The following is a 19766-nucleotide window of genomic DNA, read 5'->3' as shown; positions in this document are numbered from 1 at the left end:
ATTTTCCTAATATTACCTTGCATACTTTTTTGAGGCTATGTATAAAAAACTATACTTATAATCAAAATACTATAAGATAAAGAGGATTCTTGGCTTCAGTTGGAGTTTTTTTCTCCACCTGAAGCTTAGAAGCCCTTATCTAGGGACGTAGCAACCGTTATCTCCCACTTTAGAAGTGGGAGTATTACGGATGGTAGTCATCAGATAAAATGAAAATGAATAAGAGGTGTTTATATGTTTCCTATAAAATTTGAATCTCAGCATCAAGATGCTCAGCCCGGACTTGAAGCTCTCATGAATCCTAGGCCAACTTCTGAAAATCCTAGATACAAAGCTTGTGGTAAATTACTGAATAAAGTAGCTATAATAACTGGTGGAGATAGTGGTATAGGAAAAGCTGTTGCTATCACTTTTGCTTCCGAAGGTGCAGATGTTGTTATAGTATATTTAAATGAAGAAGTAGACGCAATGGAAACAAAAACAATAATTGAAGGAAAAGGCCGACGTTGTCTTACTATTGCTGGAGATTTAGGTGACGAAATTTTTTGTAAAAAAGTGATATCAGACACTATAAATACATTTGGCCATATTGATATATTAGTAAATAATGCTGCAGTTCAATATCCACAAAATGGTCTTCTTGATATAACTTCAGAACAGCTTCAGCTTACATTTAAAACAAATATATTTTCAGTATTCTATTTAACTAAAGCAGCACTACCTCACTTAAGAAAAGGTTGTTCTATTATAAATACAAGCTCTATTACAGCTTATGATGGGCATGAAACTCTATTAGATTATTCAGCAACAAAAGGGGCTATTACAACTTTCACTCGTTCTCTTTCATTGAATTTAGCTAGTGAAGGTATTAGAGTAAATGCTGTAGCGCCTGGACCAACTTGGACACCATTAATACCTTCTAGTTTTTCTGAAGAAGAAGTAACTAAATTTGGAACCACTACTCCTATGGGTAGGGCTGGTCAGCCTTGTGAATTGGCTCCTGCCTATGTCTATCTTGCCTCTGAAGATTCCTCTTATGTTTCAGGGCAAGTTATTCATGTTAACGGTGGAAAAATCACAGAGAGTTAAATACTGTTTGCAATAAAAAACAGCAGTTGATTTACTGCTGTTTTTTAGTTATCTTCTACTTTATTAAATTTGTTACTCATTATAACAATATCTATTCTTCTGTTCTTAGCTCGTCCTTCTTCTGTTCGATTATCTGCTAAAGGTCTGTATTCTCCATAGCCAACCGAACTTAACTTTTCTGGAGAAAATTCGCACTTCTCTACAAAAAGTTGAACCACATTTGCTGCTCTAATAGCGGATAATTGCCAATTAGATTTAAATTCATCATTATTTATAGGTTGATTATCAGTGTTTCCTTCAATCCTAATATAATTATTTTCATGTTTAAGTATATTACCTATTTGCACTAATTTTTTCAATGTATCACTTCTAACTTCAGCCTTACCAGATTCAAAGAATAATGTATCATTTAAGCTTACTACAAGTCCTCTTTCTTCTACTTTTGTAATAACATTTTTATCTAAGTTATTACTCTCTAAATACTTATCTACTTCACCTTTTAATTGATTCATCTTCTGTTGTTCAGGATCTTTAGATACTATAGGAGTTGGCTTACCTTCACTTCTTTCCATATCTTCTTGCCCAACTATAGTCTTTCCACCACCAAATGCACTGCTGAAAGACTCAGACATTTTTTTATACTTTGATGCATCTATATTACTACTTGCATACATAATAACAAAAAATATCATTAATAGAGTTATAAGATCTGAATATGTAAGAAGCCATCGTTCATTATTGGCTTCCTTTTCTTCCTCCATATTTATCATTCTCTATTTGCTCCTTTTTCAATTTCATATTGTAAAAGTTGTTTCTTGTCCAAAAATCCTTTAAGCTTTTCACCAATTGTATTTGGATTAATTCCAGCTTGAATACAGGAAATAGCCTCTATAATAAGTTCTTTTTCTCTTAATTCTTCCATATTTAAGACTTTTAACTTAGATGCAATTGGAAGCCATAATAAGTTTGCTGATGAAACTCCATATAATGTAGCAATAAAAGCCACAGCAATTTTGGGTCCTAAGGAATTAGGATCACTTAGGTTACTTAAAACATGTACAAGTCCCATAACAGTACCTATTATTCCCATAGTAGGTCCATATCCTCCTGCTGCTTCAAAAACCGCTATACTCCCTTTATGTCTTAATGAAGTTACCTCTGCATCTAAATTTAAAATAGATTTAACAGTTTCAGGCTCAGAACCATCCACCACAGCTTGAAGGCCTGTCTTTATAAAAGAGTCCATATTAGGATCATTTAAATCTGATTCTAAACTTAGCAATCCGTTTTGTCTTGTTTTCCTAGCAACCTCAATAAAATATTTCATTAAAGAAAGCTGATCTCTTTTTTGTCCTTTAAATGCTACTTTAAGAGCTCCTGGAATTCTCTTTAGTGTGTTCATTGGAAAGGAAACACCAACAGCTCCAATAGTTCCTCCAAAAACAATCATAGCTGCCGTTCCAACCAATAAACCAGCTAAATGTCCTCCTTCTAATACGAATGCGATAATCATAGATCCAAAGCTAATAACCAAAAAAAGTATTGTTGAAATATCCATATATAATACCCCGTTTTACCATATAGTTTATTGTTTGTATATTTTATATTAATTTTTTAATTGCGGCAAATCTTAGAATAGCATACAATAGCATTGTTAAATCATTAACGCCTTCTCTATTTAATATAATTATTTAATTCTTTTTCTTTCATTGTATTATTAATGAATGCTTAAATTATCATATTTCTATTTGTAAAACGGATACATTTGGCCTAATATTTTGGAAATATTCTTGTCTTTAAATCACAGAAAACTTTTCTATTAAACTATTAAAACAGGTGTTACTTACAATAACACCTGTTAGCTCCACTCACTCTTTATTTGGATATCCTGCATAATTAATTTGTAAACTATCAGCTAAATCTTTGTCAACAGTAACTAAATCATAGCTAGACAGTTCATAGAATTTTGTCTTGCCCATGGCTATAAGTGCTAGTTTCATTTCTTCTACACAGGAGTTTAAAAAATTTTGAAGATTATTTGCTCCCTGTTCTATATCTAAATCATCTCTCAATTTACCATCATATAATACTAACTGAGGAGTTGGTTCAGCTGGTGTAGCATTAAGTGATTGACTTTGAAGCATAGCTACAAGAGCAATTGAGCCAATATAAACAGCATCAGCCCCTAAAGCTAATGCTTTAAGAAAATGACCTGGAGTTTTAAGGCCACCAGCTGCAATTAGATCATATTTATTTTTAACCCCTTTTTCCTCTAAATATTTTGCAGTTCTTCCTATTGCATAAAGAGTCGGCAGTCCCATATCATCTGCAAGAGTTGGCGGTGATACTGCAGTACCTCCTTCTGCTCCATCAATTACAATATAATCTACATCTGTAGCTAATATAACATCCAGCTCTCTTTCTATAAAATGAGTAGCTGCAATTTTAATTCCTATAGGAACATCATACTTTTCTTTTAGAGAATTTAGAAGTTTAATAATATCCTCTGGAGTATTCACTCCTGTAAGTCTTGATTTTATTACTCCATCCTCTCCTTCTTCAAGATGCCACGTTTTTCTAATATGGTCATCAATCTTTGACCCACTAGTTATAGATACAGTGGCTCCTCCCCAAGCTCCTTGTCCTAGCTGAACTTCGATAGCATCCAATCTCGATAGCTGATCTTCTGTATTCATCCATTCTCCACGATTAAATTGACCTATTAAGTATTTTGCAGCTTCTCTTTCCTCATCGGATAGTGCAGACTCTCCGGTATTTGTTGATGTACCTGCAAGTGATGCCCCTTTTGCTAAAGCAACTTTTGCCTTTAAACTTAGTGAACCGCCATAAGACATACCAGTTATCATAATTGGCATTGAAAGCTTTAATGGTTTTTTTGCTCTTTTACCAATAACTACTTCTGTATTTATTGGAACACTTTCCGGTGTTGGTAGTGAAAAAAGTTGTGTTGGATTTAAAAATACCTTTTCCCATGGTGATTGAACATTTGGACTTCCATAGGCTCTTCCTAGTATTTGACCTGATTCAGCTCTCATGGATGCCTCAACAATTGCTCTTAAAGTAAGTTTTTGAGCTGCTGTTACCATAACAAACATATTTTCATTGTAGGTGTCTTTAAGAATTCTTTCCATCATTTCATCTGATGCATTGTTTAATATGTTACGTATTAAATTTTCAAACATTAAAATTTCCTCCCGGTATATTTATATTCTCTCCATAATAGCATTTTTTGAAAATTATCAAATAATTATACATGTTTATTATTTTATAATTTTCAGCTGAAATTTAGAGCTATTCACCATCGGATAAATAACTTAACTTTTGAAAATACTATTCTGGAAGGAGTGATATATATGGCAAAAAATAAATATAAAGAACAATTCCTATCAATGCCTATTGAGCGCCATGAAACTGCCGCTTGGGCTAATATATCAGAAGTAAAACCAGTTTCCCAAGTTACTATTCCAAGTGAGTTTGATGTTTCTGAGGCAAAAGACTGGGTAGAAGAAAATCAAAAATAATCATGTTTAGTAATCAATATAAAAAAGAGAACCAAAGATGTAGTTATGCTGCATCTGGTTCTCTTTTTTTATTTGGTTCACAATAACTAATTCTTAGGCTAGCTATTATTTATAGTAAATATTCGTTACCATTATAAATATCCACAATCTTCTAAAGTTTTATAAGTTTTATATTTTTCTTTAGCATGCTTTTCAGCCTCTGTGAATAATTGCTCTGCAATATCTGGGAATACATTGGCTAATGATGAATATCTAATTTCTCCAAGTATAAAATCTCTAAATGCTTTTGAAGGCTCTTTAGATTCTAGCTTAAACGGATTTTCTCCTGCCTCTTTTAACATTGGATTATATCTATATAGATGCCAATATCCAGACTCTACAGCCTTCTTTTCTTCTGCCATACTAGTTCCCATACCACTTCTTATACCGTGGTTTATACATGGTGCATATGCAATTATCAATGAAGGTCCTTTGTGCTTTTCAGCCTCTACTATAGTCTTTATAGTCTGATTCATATTTGCCCCCATAGCTATTTGAGCTACATACACATGCCCATAACTCATAGCCATAAGTCCAAGATCCTTCTTTCTTACCTTTTTACCACTGGCTGCAAATTTTGCTACTGCTGCTGTTGGAGTTGCTTTTGAAGATTGACCTCCAGTATTAGAATATACTTCCGTATCCATTACGAATATATTCACATCATCTCCTGAAGCTAACACATGGTCTAATCCACCATATCCAATGTCATATGCCCAGCCGTCTCCTCCTATAATCCACTGTGATTTCTTTATTAGATAATCTTTCTTGTCTAAGATTTCATTTATCATTTCATTTCTATCATCTTTATGATTTTCTAAAGCTTTTAATACATTATTTGAAGCAAGCTTTGAAGCCTCTCCATCTTCTTTGGATTTAATCCATTCTACAAAAGCATTTTTTATATCCTCATTTATATTAGTATCTAATGCCTTCTTCATTAAATCCTCTATTCTTTGTCTTATTTGCTTAACAGCTAAAAACATTCCATATCCATATTCAGCATTATCTTCAAACAATGAATTACCCCATGCAGGACCTTTTCCTTCAACGTTTGTAGTATATGCTATTGATGGTGCACTAGCTCCCCAAATTGATGAACATCCAGTACCATTAGCAATTAACATTCTATCTCCAAACAACTGAGTTATTAATCTTATATATGGAGTTTCTCCACATCCTGGGCACGCTCCATTAAATTCAAGAAGCGGTCTTCTAAATTGACTTCCTTTTAATGTTGTATGATCCATAGCACCTTCTTTTGGAATTATCTTTGTTGCAAATTCCCAATTTTCAGACTCCATTTCCATCTCTTCTTCTGCAGGTTTCATTATTAAAGCTTTTCCTGGGGCTGGGCAAACATCAGCACAATTTCCACATCCAGTACAATCCATTGGTGCCACTTGGATACGATATTGATAATTTTCCAATCCTTTACCCACTGCCTGTTTGGTTTTAAATGTATCTGGAGCCTTATCTACTTCATCTTCATCTAGTAAAAACGCCCTTACTGTGGCATGTGGACATATATATGCACATTGGTTGCACTGTATGCATTTGTCTATCTGCCATTCTGGTACCATTACAGCTATACCGCGTTTTTCATAAGAAGTGGTTCCAAGAGGATAAGTTCCATCTTCCATTCCCTTAAATGCACTAACTGGAAGTTCATCACCTTCATGTCTTGCCATAACTCTCTGAATATTTTTAACAAAATCTGGTTCATCTTTTATTGGATACTTTTCTTCTTCACTTTCTGCATTAGACCAATTTTTAGGAACTTTAATTTGTTTAAGTTCACTTACACCTTTGTCTACTGCAGCTTGGTTCATATCTACTATTGTTTTTCCTTTTTTTCCATATACTTTTTCTACAGATTCTTTTAAATATTTCACAGCATCTTCTACAGGAATTACATTTGCCACCTTAAAGAAGGCTGCCTGCATTATCATATTTATTCTTCCACCAAGCCCTATTTCAGAAGCTATCTTAACTGCATCAATTGTATAGAATCTTACATTATTTTCTGCTATAAATTTTCTTATCGGAGCTGGAATTTTTTCATCTAATTCATCTTCTGTCCAAGGGCAATTAAGTACAAATACTCCATTTTTCTTTAGTCCTCTTAAAATATCAAAGTGATATATATATGACCTGTTGTGGCATGCTATATAGTCTGCACTATAAACTAAATATGGAGATTTTATAAGGTTTTTTCCAAATCTTAAGTGAGATATAGTACTTCCACCTGATTTTTTACTGTCATAAGAAAAATAAGCTTGAACATTTAGATTAGTATTGTTTCCTATTATCTTTACTGCCGTTTTATTTGCTCCAACTGTTCCATCTGACCCAAGTCCCCAGAATTTACAGCTTATTGTTCCTTCTGGAGTAGTATCTACTATATCTTCTTCAGATAGTGATGTATAACTTACGTCATCCACTATACCAATAGTAAATCCATCTTTAGGATTATCCTTTTTTAAGTTATTATAAACAGCTATAATTTGAGATGGTGTTGTATCTTTTTGACCAATTCCATATCTTCCTCCAACTATTACTGGCTTATCACTTTTATTATTAAATAAGTGAACTATATCTTGATATAATGGCTCTCCAAGTGAACCTGGCTCTTTAGTCCTATCTAATACTGCTATTTTTTTGACACTCTTTGGAAAAACATTAAAGAAATACTTAGGTGAGAATGGTCTATATAGATGGACTTTTATAGCTCCAACTTTTTCGCCTTTACTCATTAGATAATCTATAACTTCTTCAACAGTATCACATACAGATCCCATTGCAACAATTACATATTCTGCATTTGGGTCCCCATAGTAATCAAAGGGATGATATTCACGTCCAGTAAGATTTTTAATCTCTTTCATATAATCCTCTACAATATCAGGAATAACATCATAATAAGGATTTACGGCTTCTCTTTGTTGAAAATATATATCAGGATTCTGTGTTGTGCCTCTTGCTGTAGGATGTTCTGGATTTAATGCTTTACTTCTAAACTTCTTTATAGCATTATAATCTACAAGTTTTGCTAAATCTCCATAGTCTATAGCATCAATTTTTTTATATTCATGTGATGTTCTAAAGCCGTCGAAGAAATGTAGAAATGGTATACTTCCTTTTATGGCAGATAAATGAGAAATACATCCTAAATCCATAACTTCTTGCACACTTGAAGAGGCAAGCATTGCAAATCCAGTCTCACGAGTTGTCATAACATCTTGATGATCTCCAAAAATTGATAGTGCATGTGTTGCAAGGGCACGAGCACTTACATGGAACACTCCTGGTAGCATTTCTCCTGCCATTTTGTACATGTTAGGAATCATCAAAAGTAATCCTTGAGATGCAGTATAAGTTGTTGTTAAAGCACCAGCAATGAGAGAGCCGTGCATAGCGCCTGCTGCACCTGCCTCTGATTGCATTTCACTTACATGAACTGGCTGACCAAAGATATTTTTCTTGCCATGGGCAGACCATTCGTCTACTGATTCTGCCATGGGAGATGATGGAGTTATAGGATATATAGCTGCAACTTCTGTAAATGCATAGGAAGCATATGCAGCTGCTTGATTTCCATCCATTGTCATTTTTGTTCCCATATTAGTTACCTCCTTTTACAAAAATAAAACACCGTACTTAACTTATTATTTGACTTTATAGAATAACCATACATAAATAATTGTAAAAGTTAATAAATTTATCACCTTTTTAATTTTCTAACTAAATTAAAGCAGCTCAACTTATTTCGTCGAACTGCTTTAATTTATATTTTTACTTATGCAACACTTATATAATCATATTATATATTATTTTACTGTTCACCATTTATCCACTTTATTATGCTCTCATATCTTCTTTTAGTATCATTATATCCAAGCTCATACAATTCTTTTAACTTATCTTGATTTTTTTCTAATCTATCCACTTTTAAATCTTTAGATGGCCTAATTATAAATATTTGATTTTTATCTTCAAGCTCTTCTATGTAATCCAATGTTTCATTATAAACTTTATATCTATTAAATATAGTATTTACTAAATTGGGATATCTTCGGTATTTACTCTTTATAACTTTTTTAAATTTAGCTGGTTCTTTTCTATATTCTTTATTTCTTGTTAATATTATTATATTTCTTATATTTCCATCTTCCATAGACTTTTTTATAGGTATAGAATCTGAAATCCCACCATCTAATAACAATTTGTTGTCTACTTCAACCATAGGAGCTAAAAGAGGAAGACTGCTTGATGCCCTTATAATCTTTAATATATCTTTGCATTCATTTTTTTCAAAGTATACAGGCTTACCTGTTAAACAGTCAGTAGTACCTATCATAAACTTCTGTTCAGAATTAGTAAATGTCTCATAATCAAATGGCTCTAACTTATTTGGCAGTTCATCATAAATAAACTTAATGCCAAAGATACTCTTCTCCATTATTAAATTTCTAAAACTTAAATATTTAGGATTTTTTATATAATTTATATTTACTTTTTTATTTCTTCCCTTTTGCTTTGATATATATGATGTGGCATTACAAGCTCCTGCTGATACTCCTATAACATAAGGAAAGTACAGATCTTTTTCCATAAAAAAATCCAAAACTCCTGCAGTATAGATTCCTCTCATTCCTCCGCCTTCTAGAACTAAGCCTATGTTATCCATGTCCATCCCCCCTTTAGTAGTTAAATGTTAATTTAGTAAATATTATAATACAACTTTTAAAATAATCAAAATAATATATTTAAATTCATTTAATAGAAAAGGGAAGCCCCTAAAGAGTTTCCCTTTTCTATTAAATAAATTTTAAAAAGAACCTTCTCAAAAAGGTTCCTTATTAATTATACTAGCTAAATCTTAGTCTTCAAATTCATTATTTCTATTATTTCTATTGTCTCTTCTATCATTTTTCAAATCATTATTTTTTCTATCATTTCTGTTGTTTAGATTGTTATCTCTGTTATCATTTCTATTATTTTTGTTGTTTGCCATTATTTTTTCCTCCTTCAATTTAATTATCAACATTAATATTTTATCTTTTTTTAAATTTTTAATACAAAAAAATTTTTCTGATATTAATATTTATAAATTAGCAAAACTGTCCATGTATTCTTTCATAGACAGTTCTTCATAATTATATTTACCCTTGCATTAATTGTGATTTAACTTGTTGTAACTCTTGTTGATCTACTTGTTGCGCTGGCATATAGTAATTCTTTTGAATTGCTAATTGAGATAATTGATATTGGAAATTTTCATCTCCATCTCTCATTTGTTGAAGTGTCTGTCTTAAGTTTTGATTGCTACATTCTCCTATTGCTTTAGCATAATCAGCCATTCCAGCCTTTGTCATAGATAGAACGTCATTTACCATTATTTTTTCTTGCATAGCTTTAAACCTCCTAATAAATTTTATAGAAATCCCATTAATTTTTGAGCACCTTGCTGAGCAGATTGTGATGCCTGTTGAAACATTTGTTTTATTTGAGCATCTTGGCATTGATTAGCATAATCATTAAGCTTAGCTGCTATGTTCTTGTGGTTTCCAACAAGATGCCTTATGTTTTGTAATTCCATTTCATTTAGTTGTGACATATTATTTCCTCCCTTTATTTTTAATTTCCTGTAGTATTTTGTGTTAACAACCTAAAGAATATTCATTTTAAATTTAAAGGTTATTATAACCATTTCTTTAAATCAGTATAAATTAGCATATTATGTAGAAAATAATTTTGTTAAATAACTTATATATAGGGAGGCTTTTATATGGTACCGACTGCAACTATGCCAAGATCTTTAATGAATTCAAATCAACAGTATCAATCTTGTATTGACGCTTGTTCTAAGTGTGCACAAATCTGTGAAGAATGTTTTTCTCTTTGCTTAGAAGAAGAAGATGTTCATATGAGAACTACTTGTATGAAGGTTCTTGTTGATTGTGCTGAAATTTGTTCTACAGCTGCTTGCTATATGTCTCGTAGAAGTCCTTTATCAAAGGATTTATGCAATCTTTGCGCTTCTATTTGTGAAAGATGTGCTACTGAATGTGATAAATTTCAAGATCAACATTGTAAAGACTGTGCTAACGTATGTAGATCATGTGCAGATGACTGTAGAAATATGCAGCTTTAATAAAAAATAATTAAGGCAGATGCTTTAAAGCATCTACCTTAATTATTTTTGCTATTATATTTTTCAATGCAACTATTATTATCTAGTTTTTCTAAAACTCTTCTATAACCAATTTTTATAATATCATTACTATACAAATCTTCATATTTTATATTATCTATATCTAATTCTATAGCTTGTAAATAGTTCTCTCCATATAACTTTTTTAATAATAATTCACAATCCATACGTATTAAATTATAGCCTTCTTTGTCATTAAATCTAAGTTCATTTGTATGTTTATTTAACGTCTCTATAATTCCATATAACTGATATATGTAACTCATTTCTTTTAAATCAAATTTACTTGTTAAAGAAGCTACTACCCTTGAATAATCCTTATTGATTGGTATTGGATACCTATTAGTGTAATTATCCATTGTAAAATTTTTCAGGTTTCTTATGCCTTGAAAAATAGCAGTACAAATATCTAATCTAATAATATTTATATTTTCACACACTTTACCTATTTTCTCTAAATTATCATACTTTCTATTTTCTTCAACTATTTTATTCTCTACTTCAGTACTTTTTTTAATAGAATGGCTGGTTGTAATCCAACTACATACTGCCCCAATTAAAGAGCCAGCTATAACAGCAGTAGCTGATATAATGGGCGTTACAAATTTGTCTGGTATACTCAATAAGCTTACCCACATTATTACAACTCCTTTCCTAGTAAAATCCTGCCTTTATAGATATTACTGTATTATAATTTCCTTTTACATAGTTTTTATTCTTTACTCTCATATATACTTTTTACCAAATATATGGTATAATTCTTTTTTGTTATATTATTAGGTACATATGGTGATTTTATCTGATGACTACCATCCGTAATACTCCCACTTCTAAAGTGGAAGATAACGGCTGCTACGTCCCTAGATAAGGGCTTCCCCTAAAGGATAACGACTTCTAAGGAGTAAAACTCCTAAGAATTCTGTTAATAAGCTTCAGTTGGAGAAAAAAACTCCAACTGAAGCCAAGAATCCTCTTTATGTAAATATTAGATTGTGTTCTAAATAATCCAGGAGGTGCATTATGGATAAATCTAAAGAATTAGGAACAGGAAATATAGGCAAGCTTCTTCTTAAATTTTCTGTACCAGCAATTATAGGAATGATGGTAAATGCTCTATATAATATAATTGACAGAATATATATTGGTAATATTGGACAAGGTGTTGGAGAAAAAGCATTAGCTGGGCTAGGAATTACTATGCCGATTGCTACAATAATAATGGCTTTTGGAATGTTAGTTGGAATAGGTGCTTCTACACTTATTTCTATTAAGCTAGGAGAAAAAGATAGAGAAAGTGCTGAAAAAATTCTTGGATTATCAGTGCTATTAGATATATTAATCTCAATAATCGTTTCTATTTTAGGTATTACATTTTTAACACCTATTTTGAAAATTTTTGGTGCTGATGCAGAAAGCATTTTTTATGCAAAAGAATACATTACAATAATACTTGCTGGAGCAGTATTCCAAAATATAGGTTTTGGTATAAACAATATTATTCGTTCTGAAGGTAATCCTAAAATGGCTATGATAACCATGTTAGTTGGTGCAGTATTAAATATAGTTTTAGATCCTATTTTTATATTTGATTTTGGATTGGGACTTGGAATTAGAGGAGCTGCCATTGCTACAGTTATATCACAAGCAGTAAATACTTTTCTAGTTATGCGTTATTTTGTTAGCAAAAACAGTGGAAGTATTCTTAAGTTAAAGAAATCAAACTTTAAGCTTAATATGTCTTTATCAATGGAAATCTTTGCTATAGGATTATCTCCTTTTTCCATGCAAATTGCTGCTAGTGCCGTTTCTACTCTTTACAATAGAGGATTACTATATTACGGTGGAAATATGGCTGTAGCTGCTATGAGCATAATTGTAAGTATATCTATGTTAATATTTATGCCTATTTTTGGAATAAACCAAGGTGTCCAACCCATTCTTGGATATAACTATGGTGCTAAACAATATAAAAGAGTAAAACATGCATTACGACTCGCCATAATGTCTGGTATATGTATAGCATCTATTGGATTTATAGCAGTGGAATTTTTCCCACATTTGTTATTTAGAGCTTTTGCAAAAGATGCTCCTGAGCTTATAAAATTAGGATCTTATGGAATAAGAATTGATCTTATGTTTCTTCCCATAATAGGATACCAAATAGTTGGTTCCAATTATTTTCAAGCCATAGGAAAAGCTAAAATCTCTATTTTCTTAAGCTTTTTAAGGCAAGTAATCGTACTTATACCTATAATATTAATTTTGCCTAAATTTTTAGGACTTAACGGACTATGGTTATCTCAACCTATAGCTGATATAATAGCTGCTTCCCTTACCAGCTTCTTCTTATTTAGAGATATGAAAGATTTACGGCATTTAGAAAAATATGAACAAAATAAAAAAGAGTAGAGCTAACCAATATTTTAGGTTTGCTTTACTCTTTTTAAATAGGAAAACTTACAAAAAAGCTTATATCTTCCCCTTCACATTCTGCCCAAATACTTCCTCCTTCAAGTTCCACAATATTCTTTGATATAGCTAATCCTAAGCCGCTTCCTCCATTGTCAGACGTCCTAGACTTATCCATCCTGTAAAATCTTTCAAATAAATATGGAAGCTCTTCCTTAGGTATGTTTTTACCTTTATTGTGTATTGAAATTACAACGCTTTCTTCTTTCTCATATAATTTAACAATTATCTTGCCCGGCTTCAAACTATATTTAACTGCGTTTATAAGAAGGTTATCAAAAACTCTAACTGTTTTATCCGGATCAACTGAAACTACTAATTTTTGTTTTGGAATATTTTGCTCCATCTCCAAATTGTTTTCTTCTACAACAGGTATAAACTCCTCAATAATCTGTCCGAGAAGTTCGTTCATAATAACCTCTTTTTTGTTTAACTTTATAACTTTATTAGAAACCTTAGTGTATTCAAATAAATCTTCCATAAGAGATTTTAACTTTTCTGATTTATTAAAAGCTATATTCACATATTCATTTAATTGACTTTCACTTTCATATTTCTTTTCTTTTATTAATCCTAAATACCCCATTATTGATGTTAATGGAGTTCTTAAATCATGAGAAACATTAGTTATGAGTTGGTTTTTCGTCTCTTCTGCTTTTCTCTCTTCTTCTATAGTATTTTGTAAATCTCTAGCCATATTATTTATGTTAACTGCAAGAGAGCTTAATTCATCCTGACCTCGAATTGCCACTCTGTATTTTAAATTTCCTTGGGATATTTCCTTTAGTCCACTAGATATTTCCTCTATATATTTCATCTTATTTCTAGTAATAAATAGAAATACTAATATAAAAACTACAACGGCCAATAAAAAAGCTAGTAATCCAGCTGAGCCTCCATTATAATAATAGCTTATACTTCCTCTTGGAATTCCCTTTACAACTAGATATGCTCTTCCATCATTAAAATTTAATGGATAAAAACTTACATGTTCTTTCCTTTCACTTGTATCACGATTTTCTTTGTTTCCCATAGCATTCTTTATTATGCTGTATATATCTATTATATTTTCTTCGGCACCTTTATTCTTATATAATATCTTGCCATCTAAATCAGTTATCAATATCTTATTGATATCTTCTGAATGATCTGTATATCTGCCTATCACTTCATCAATTTGTTCTTTGTTTTTTATACTTAACTTTTTATCTAGTATTTCATTTGCTAGATTTTCTGACTTTCTTTCTATTTCTTGAATCCCGTCTCTATAATTGACCACTGCTGTTCTATTAAATTTACTAATAAAGTCACCACTAAATGCCAAAGTAATCGTTGCAAATAAAATACATACAGCAAAAGTTACTAAAAGCTCTATTCTTATACTCCTACTTACTTTATCCTTTGCAAATATATAGATGCTATTTAATTTTCTACGTAATCTTTTAAAAGGTCTAAACCTTGGAAAAATTCTAAGTCTCAAACTTATACCCCACTCCCCATACGGTTTTAATATATCTTGGATTTCTTGAATCTTCCTCTATCTTTTCTCTAATTTTTCTGATATGGACCATTACTGTATTATTTGAATCGTAAAAATCTTCTTTCCATACCATCTCATAAATTTTTTCTATACTAAATACTATACCTTTATTTCTAGCTAAAAGTTCTAATATATCAAATTCTCTTGGAGTAAGCTTGATTTCTTTTCCATCAACCTTAACTTCATGAGTATCTATATTTATGACTAATCCATCTATTTCTATTATAGACTTATTTATGGGATCAATATTATTTAGTTTGGTATATCTTCTAAGTTGTGACTTTATTCTTGCAACTAGCTCTAATGGATTAAATGGCTTGGTTACATAATCATCAGCTCCTGTAGTAAGTCCCAATATCTTATCCATATCTTCACTTTTTGCCGATAACATTATAATAGGCATATTTCTATCTTCTCTTATTTTTAAGCAAGCTTCTATTCCATCCATTTTTGGCATCATTATATCCAATACTATAAGATGAATATCATTACTTTCTAAAATTTTAAGAGCTTCTTCACCATTTTCTGACAAAATAGTATTATATCCCTCATTTTTTAAATATATTTGTATTAACTTTCTAATTTCTTTTTCATCGTCAACGATGAGAATAGTTTCTTTATCCATAGTTCTTCCCCCTTATGATAGCCTTGAATAGACAGTCTAAATGCCATTTCCCCTAATACCACAGCAAATATCAAGTCTAATATCACATGCTGTTTCACAAATTGTGTAGAAAGTATTATTAAAATTCCTATTACATTTGATGATATAAGAATTCTTTTATTTTTTGATACTGTATTTATACCGTGCATAACTATATAAGTTGTTATAACGTGAACACTTGGAAAACAATTATATGGATTGTCATGACTGTATATAACTCGTACTATATTTGTAAAAATATCTGTTCCAATCAACTCAGGTCTAACTACTGTTGTCTGAAAAAAATAGAATATGATGTAGCAGATTATTAATCCAACATTAATACTAATTAGTGTTCTATAATAAACTTCTTTATTTTTAAGACATATATATATTAAGAATATAAATATAAAAGGATACCATATTATATATGGTATAATGAATTCTTTTATAAATGGAACTTTTGTATCCATATCCAAAATTAAGCTGTACACACCTCTAGATGAATTATTTAAAATCCTATAAAATATATTTGATATAGGAATAGTTAACATAAATAGCAACGGGACTATGTTATTTTTCAAACCCTTCATTTAGTTACTCCTCTCATCACTCTATATATGTATTTAAATTTATTTACTGCAGCTAAAAATAAATGCAGGAGGTATGTTCTTAACCTCATAAGAAATCTGTATATCATTAAAGAATTCATTAATAAAGTCTTTTTTTAGCAAAGTATACTGAAATGTAATAAATCTACCTTCATCATTTAAGACTTTGAAAGTATTATCTAATATTATATTTGATACACTATCTTCAAAAGCCGCAAAAGGTAATCCTGATACAATATAATCTGCATATTGAAAACCTAATTGTTGTATATACTTTTCTATGTTTTCAGCACTATCATTTACTATTATAACATTTTTAATATCATTATACCTTTTACATAAGTTATAGTACAAATCTTTATTTAACTCTATAAGTATTAATAATGCATCTTCTCTTTTATTTTTAATTAATTCATTGGTAAATACTCCAGTTCCTGGACCATACTCTACTATGCATTGTGCTTTTTTAAAATTTATATCTTTAACCATCTTCTCCGCTAAAGCTTTAGAACTAGGACAAATAGCTCCTACCATTTTAGGATATTTGATGAAGTTTCTAACAAATGATTTTATACTCAAATTATCTCCCCCAATTTCCATAATTAAGATATTTTAATTATAATAAGAATATCTTAATAAAAGATTACAAAAATTCTTAATAAATTCTTAATTTATCCAATCACTTAGGAAATTTAAGATTTAAATTTAGTACAAAATTCTTTTAAATTACTTATTTTAAATATTTGGATTTGAAATTTTATATATTCTTGTTAGTATATAATTAATAGTAAAACTTTAGGGGGGAATATTTTGCATAGTTTTTTATTAGATTTAGGCCTAAAATTTCAAAATACTAATGTATTAATGAAATTCATTATTACTATTATTCTATTTGCTGCACTGCATTTCATAAAAAGAAGTCTTTGCTCTTTTATAGATAAAATCAACTTAAGCTCAAAGCAGACAATAAAATATAAAAAAATAACTTCAGTATTTTTTAAAATACTTTTCATATTCATAGTAATTCCTCTCTGGATGTATGAATCAAAAGATATTCTAACATTTTTAGGATTATTCTCTGCTGGACTCGCTTTTGCATTTAGGGATGTGGTAGCTAACTTTTTAGGATGGATAATTATAAATACCCAAAAACCCTTTCAAGTTGGTGATAGAATCAAAATCAGTGAAAGTGTTGGAGATGTTTTAGAAATAGATTGGTTTTATACAACTATAATTGAAGTCATGGAAAGTGATAATAAAACTTATGGTCAAAGTACAGGTAGACTTATATATATACCTAATATTAAGCTATTAAACGAACAGCTTATAAATGAGACAAACTCCTTCCCCTTTACTTGGCATGAGTTAGAAATAGCCCTAACTACTGATAGTAATTGGGAAAAAGCAAAAGAAATTATACTTAATATTGCAGATGAAATAGTTGGAAATGTGGAGCAAGAAGCAAAAGATTCCTTGAATATAGCCTCTAAAAATCTTCCTATTTATTATGAAAATCTATCTCATACCATATATACCTCTTTAGAAAATGGTAAAATAATTTTAACTCTAAGATTTATATGTAAAGCTAGGAATTTTAGAAACTTAAAGCACTATATTATAGAAAATGTTTTAAAAGAATTCCTAAAACATGAAGATATTAATTTATATTTAAATTAAGTTTTGTATCTATAAATATAAAAAATAAGCCATTAGTTAAAAATGGCTTATTTTTTATTAATATTTTATTTACTCTCTTTTATCAAATCTTCAATTTTGCATCTGCATCTCTTTGCTCCGCAAGGACCTGTTCCAGCTCCAGTTGCTTTCTGAACCTTCTCAAATGTATCAGCACCTGCTTTTATTGATTTTTTTATTCTAGCCCTATCAACACTTTTACATATACATACTTTAGTAAGTTTATCTAAAATTTCTGAACTTATATTTTGTTCCATATTTTCTTCACTCCTTTATTGATTAGCTATTCTTCATTAATAATTAAAATAATATGAATCTAATAGATATTCTTCATCATATTTAATTGCTAATCTCTTCAATTTTTCTTTTATCTTTATATATTCTTTTGAATTTTCCATTAAAATAGAAAACTGCATTTTTTCCTTTTCTGATGCCGTTTTTCTAAAATACCCCCAAACATGTTGTGCTGTATTTATGAAGTTTTTTTCATTAAAGGGCATATCTAAACACTCATCAACAAACTTATAAAAGTCTATTATATCTCCTTTGGAATTAACTAAAGCACTACACTCTTTATATAGTGAATAATCTTTTTCCATAACTAAATATTTATACCTTGCCCATTCTTTATAAACTATAGATTTCTTTATCTTATTATCATCATTATATGCACTTAATAAATTAGTACATTTTATTGCTGAAATATCCTTGTCTTTCACTTCAAGCATTATATCTATATCATAATTTTTTATTTTGTTATAGTACTCTAAAAAATTTTTCGAACATACAAAAGAAGAATGCGCACCAAGTCTCTTTGTCTTATCTTCATCAGAATAATGAACTTTAGGAACGCCATCTTTTTCCTTCCAAGTATATATAACCTCTTTAATTATTAGATTAAAGTCATTACTTAAAGATGGATTGCATTTGTGATGAAGGTTATCTAAAACTGCTGGAACATTTATCTTATTGCATATATTAAGTACATCTTCAATATCATACATTTTTTCATCATTTTCTACTATAATTCTTTCCTTGCATGAATCAGACAAGTATTTAAAGTTTTCTAAAAATCTATCTGTAGCCGATTTTTTATCTCCATAAACCCCACCTACATGAGTTACTATTTTATTAGTGTTATCAACTCCTAGTGAATTTAGAAATCTATTATGATACTCCAGTTCTTTAGTACTTTTATATAAAACTTCCTTAGAAGGTGAATTTAAAACTGTATACTGTCCTGGATGCATAGAAACTCTTATAGAATTTTCAATGATAAAGTTTCCTATGTCACTTAATTCTTCCTGGAATATATCCCACCAATTAATATCATTTACTTCATGGCTTCCAAATGGAATTATATCTGAACTTATTCTAAAAAGATATATATTGTTTTTAATATTATTTTGTAAAATAAGCTTCAAATCATTTAGATTTTCCTTTACTGTACTACAAAATCTCTCATAAGTAAAATTTTTTAATATAAATCCTCTATTCGTCCTATAATTAACAGTTAATGGAATGCATGCATAACCTATTCTCATTTCAATTCTCCTCATATTTTTATTTGGAGCTGTAATGTGCTCTGGATTTTTCAGTATTTTATCTAAGAAGATATCCAAAAGCTTTAATCCAATAGAAATAACTTATTTTATGATGACTCTATCAGCTATATTTTTTAATTGTATTTATATTATAAGTCATTTGAGATTAAATACTATTAATAATTATTTTGATCCTTTAAAAAATAAAGATTTTGTTATATCTATTAGCTATTTAGGAATTCTTTCTTCTATAGTAGCATTTTTCTTAGCTAATTTTACAATATCTAAAACTGAAGTTTCTAAGTCTTCAGTATTTGCAAATGTATCTACTAATGAAGAAATTCCATTAACTAAAATAAACCATTCTGCTTAGAATG

Annotated in this window: 21 protein-coding genes; 6 read left to right on the top strand and 15 right to left on the bottom strand. The window is 30.0% G+C overall.

From position 1 onward, the window contains the following. The first annotated feature begins 234 nt into the window (after positions 1 to 234). Complete coding sequence (locus ACWW38_RS15700) at positions 235 to 1089, top strand: SDR family oxidoreductase (RefSeq protein WP_456258466.1); 855 nt, start codon at positions 235 to 237, stop codon at positions 1087 to 1089. A 44-nt stretch (positions 1090 to 1133) separates the two neighbouring features. Here the strand turns inward: ACWW38_RS15700 and ACWW38_RS15695 are convergent, their stop codons facing one another. From ACWW38_RS15695 to ACWW38_RS15685, 3 genes are all read right to left on the bottom strand, one after another. After that, positions 1134 to 1859 (bottom strand): flagellar motor protein MotB, encoded by a 726-nt coding sequence (locus ACWW38_RS15695; RefSeq protein ID WP_456258465.1) that lies wholly within the window; start codon positions 1857 to 1859, stop codon positions 1134 to 1136. Beyond that, positions 1856 to 2647, bottom strand: coding sequence for a flagellar motor protein (locus ACWW38_RS15690; protein WP_456258464.1), 792 nt, complete (start codon positions 2645 to 2647; stop codon positions 1856 to 1858). Before ACWW38_RS15690 ends, ACWW38_RS15695 begins: the two co-directional genes overlap by 4 nt. 310 nt (positions 2648 to 2957) lie before the next feature. Beyond that, entirely contained in the window at positions 2958 to 4292 is a 1335-nt protein-coding gene (locus ACWW38_RS15685) for an FMN-binding glutamate synthase family protein (RefSeq protein ID WP_456258463.1), read from the bottom strand. A gap of 171 nt (positions 4293 to 4463) precedes the next feature. Between ACWW38_RS15685 and ACWW38_RS15680 the strand changes: the two genes are divergently transcribed. Further along, positions 4464 to 4631, top strand: a complete 168-nt coding sequence (locus ACWW38_RS15680) for a CDIF630_02480 family spore surface protein (RefSeq protein WP_456258462.1) — start codon at positions 4464 to 4466, stop codon at positions 4629 to 4631. A 131-nt stretch (positions 4632 to 4762) separates the two neighbouring features. Here ACWW38_RS15680 and nifJ read toward each other — a convergent pair whose 3' ends face one another. The 5 genes from nifJ to ACWW38_RS15655 form a co-directional block, all read right to left on the bottom strand. Then, positions 4763 to 8293 (bottom strand): pyruvate:ferredoxin (flavodoxin) oxidoreductase, encoded by a 3531-nt coding sequence (nifJ, locus tag ACWW38_RS15675; protein ID WP_456258461.1) that lies wholly within the window; start codon positions 8291 to 8293, stop codon positions 4763 to 4765. A 212-nt stretch (positions 8294 to 8505) separates the two neighbouring features. Continuing rightward, positions 8506 to 9360, bottom strand: coding sequence for a patatin-like phospholipase family protein (locus ACWW38_RS15670; protein ID WP_456258460.1), 855 nt, complete (start codon positions 9358 to 9360; stop codon positions 8506 to 8508). A gap of 192 nt (positions 9361 to 9552) precedes the next feature. Beyond that, complete coding sequence (locus tag ACWW38_RS15665) at positions 9553 to 9687, bottom strand: hypothetical protein (protein ID WP_456258459.1); 135 nt, start codon at positions 9685 to 9687, stop codon at positions 9553 to 9555. A gap of 148 nt (positions 9688 to 9835) precedes the next feature. Next, a complete protein-coding gene (locus ACWW38_RS15660; protein WP_456258458.1) occupies positions 9836 to 10084 on the bottom strand; it encodes a spore coat protein in 249 nt (82 codons plus the stop codon). 23 nt (positions 10085 to 10107) lie between these two features. Continuing rightward, positions 10108 to 10290, bottom strand: coding sequence for a hypothetical protein (locus ACWW38_RS15655; protein WP_456258457.1), 183 nt, complete (start codon positions 10288 to 10290; stop codon positions 10108 to 10110). 171 nt (positions 10291 to 10461) lie between these two features. On the opposite strand from ACWW38_RS15655, the gene ACWW38_RS15650 reads away from it, so the two are divergent. Further along, positions 10462 to 10827: a four-helix bundle copper-binding protein gene (locus ACWW38_RS15650; protein WP_456258456.1), complete on the top strand. Its 366-nt coding sequence runs from the start codon at positions 10462 to 10464 to the stop codon at positions 10825 to 10827. A 38-nt stretch (positions 10828 to 10865) separates the two neighbouring features. Here the strand turns inward: ACWW38_RS15650 and ACWW38_RS15645 are convergent, their stop codons facing one another. Next, positions 10866 to 11525: a hypothetical protein gene (locus ACWW38_RS15645; protein WP_456258455.1), complete on the bottom strand. Its 660-nt coding sequence runs from the start codon at positions 11523 to 11525 to the stop codon at positions 10866 to 10868. A 382-nt stretch (positions 11526 to 11907) separates the two neighbouring features. On the opposite strand from ACWW38_RS15645, the gene ACWW38_RS15640 reads away from it, so the two are divergent. Then, positions 11908 to 13296 carry an MATE family efflux transporter gene (locus ACWW38_RS15640; protein WP_456258454.1) on the top strand — a complete coding sequence of 463 codons (1389 nt, stop codon included), beginning with the start codon at positions 11908 to 11910 and terminating at the stop codon, positions 13294 to 13296. A gap of 34 nt (positions 13297 to 13330) precedes the next feature. Here ACWW38_RS15640 and ACWW38_RS15635 read toward each other — a convergent pair whose 3' ends face one another. Genes ACWW38_RS15635 through ACWW38_RS15620 form a run of 4 tightly spaced genes read right to left on the bottom strand, consistent with a single transcriptional unit; the run spans position 13331 to position 16729 of the window. Then, positions 13331 to 14836 (bottom strand): ATP-binding protein, encoded by a 1506-nt coding sequence (locus ACWW38_RS15635; protein ID WP_456258453.1) that lies wholly within the window; start codon positions 14834 to 14836, stop codon positions 13331 to 13333. Continuing rightward, on the bottom strand, positions 14826 to 15521 hold the full coding sequence (locus tag ACWW38_RS15630; RefSeq protein WP_456258452.1) for a response regulator transcription factor: 696 nt from the start codon (positions 15519 to 15521) through the stop codon (positions 14826 to 14828). Before ACWW38_RS15630 ends, ACWW38_RS15635 begins: the two co-directional genes overlap by 11 nt. Further along, complete coding sequence (locus ACWW38_RS15625) at positions 15467 to 16132, bottom strand: phosphatase PAP2 family protein (RefSeq protein WP_456258451.1); 666 nt, start codon at positions 16130 to 16132, stop codon at positions 15467 to 15469. The genes ACWW38_RS15630 and ACWW38_RS15625 overlap by 55 nt, the downstream gene beginning before the upstream one ends. 39 nt (positions 16133 to 16171) lie before the next feature. Further along, positions 16172 to 16729: a class I SAM-dependent methyltransferase gene (locus ACWW38_RS15620; RefSeq protein WP_456258450.1), complete on the bottom strand. Its 558-nt coding sequence runs from the start codon at positions 16727 to 16729 to the stop codon at positions 16172 to 16174. Between the two features lie 231 nt (positions 16730 to 16960). Between ACWW38_RS15620 and ACWW38_RS15615 the strand changes: the two genes are divergently transcribed. Beyond that, positions 16961 to 17827: a mechanosensitive ion channel family protein gene (locus tag ACWW38_RS15615; protein ID WP_456258449.1), complete on the top strand. Its 867-nt coding sequence runs from the start codon at positions 16961 to 16963 to the stop codon at positions 17825 to 17827. A 65-nt stretch (positions 17828 to 17892) separates the two neighbouring features. Here the strand turns inward: ACWW38_RS15615 and ACWW38_RS15610 are convergent, their stop codons facing one another. Together ACWW38_RS15610 and uvsE are read right to left on the bottom strand one after the other, a co-directional pair. Beyond that, the gene (locus tag ACWW38_RS15610) at positions 17893 to 18102 is read right to left on the bottom strand and encodes a (2Fe-2S)-binding protein (RefSeq protein WP_456258448.1); all 210 of its coding nucleotides are present in this window, start codon (positions 18100 to 18102) and stop codon (positions 17893 to 17895) included. Positions 18103 to 18138: 36 nt separating this feature from the next. Continuing rightward, positions 18139 to 19389, bottom strand: coding sequence for a UV DNA damage repair endonuclease UvsE (gene uvsE / locus ACWW38_RS15605; protein ID WP_456258447.1), 1251 nt, complete (start codon positions 19387 to 19389; stop codon positions 18139 to 18141). Here uvsE and ACWW38_RS15600 point away from each other — a divergent pair. Further along, positions 19382 to 19762 carry an EamA family transporter gene (locus ACWW38_RS15600; RefSeq protein WP_456260473.1) on the top strand — a complete coding sequence of 127 codons (381 nt, stop codon included), beginning with the start codon at positions 19382 to 19384 and terminating at the stop codon, positions 19760 to 19762. The two genes, uvsE and ACWW38_RS15600, sit on opposite strands and share 8 nt — an antisense overlap. Positions 19763 to 19766 lie beyond the last annotated feature (4 nt).

The organism is Clostridium sp. JNZ J1-5 (assembly GCF_053901425.1).
Note: the sequence above shows the minus strand (reverse complement) of the source record. Positions and strands in the feature narration are given on the sequence as shown.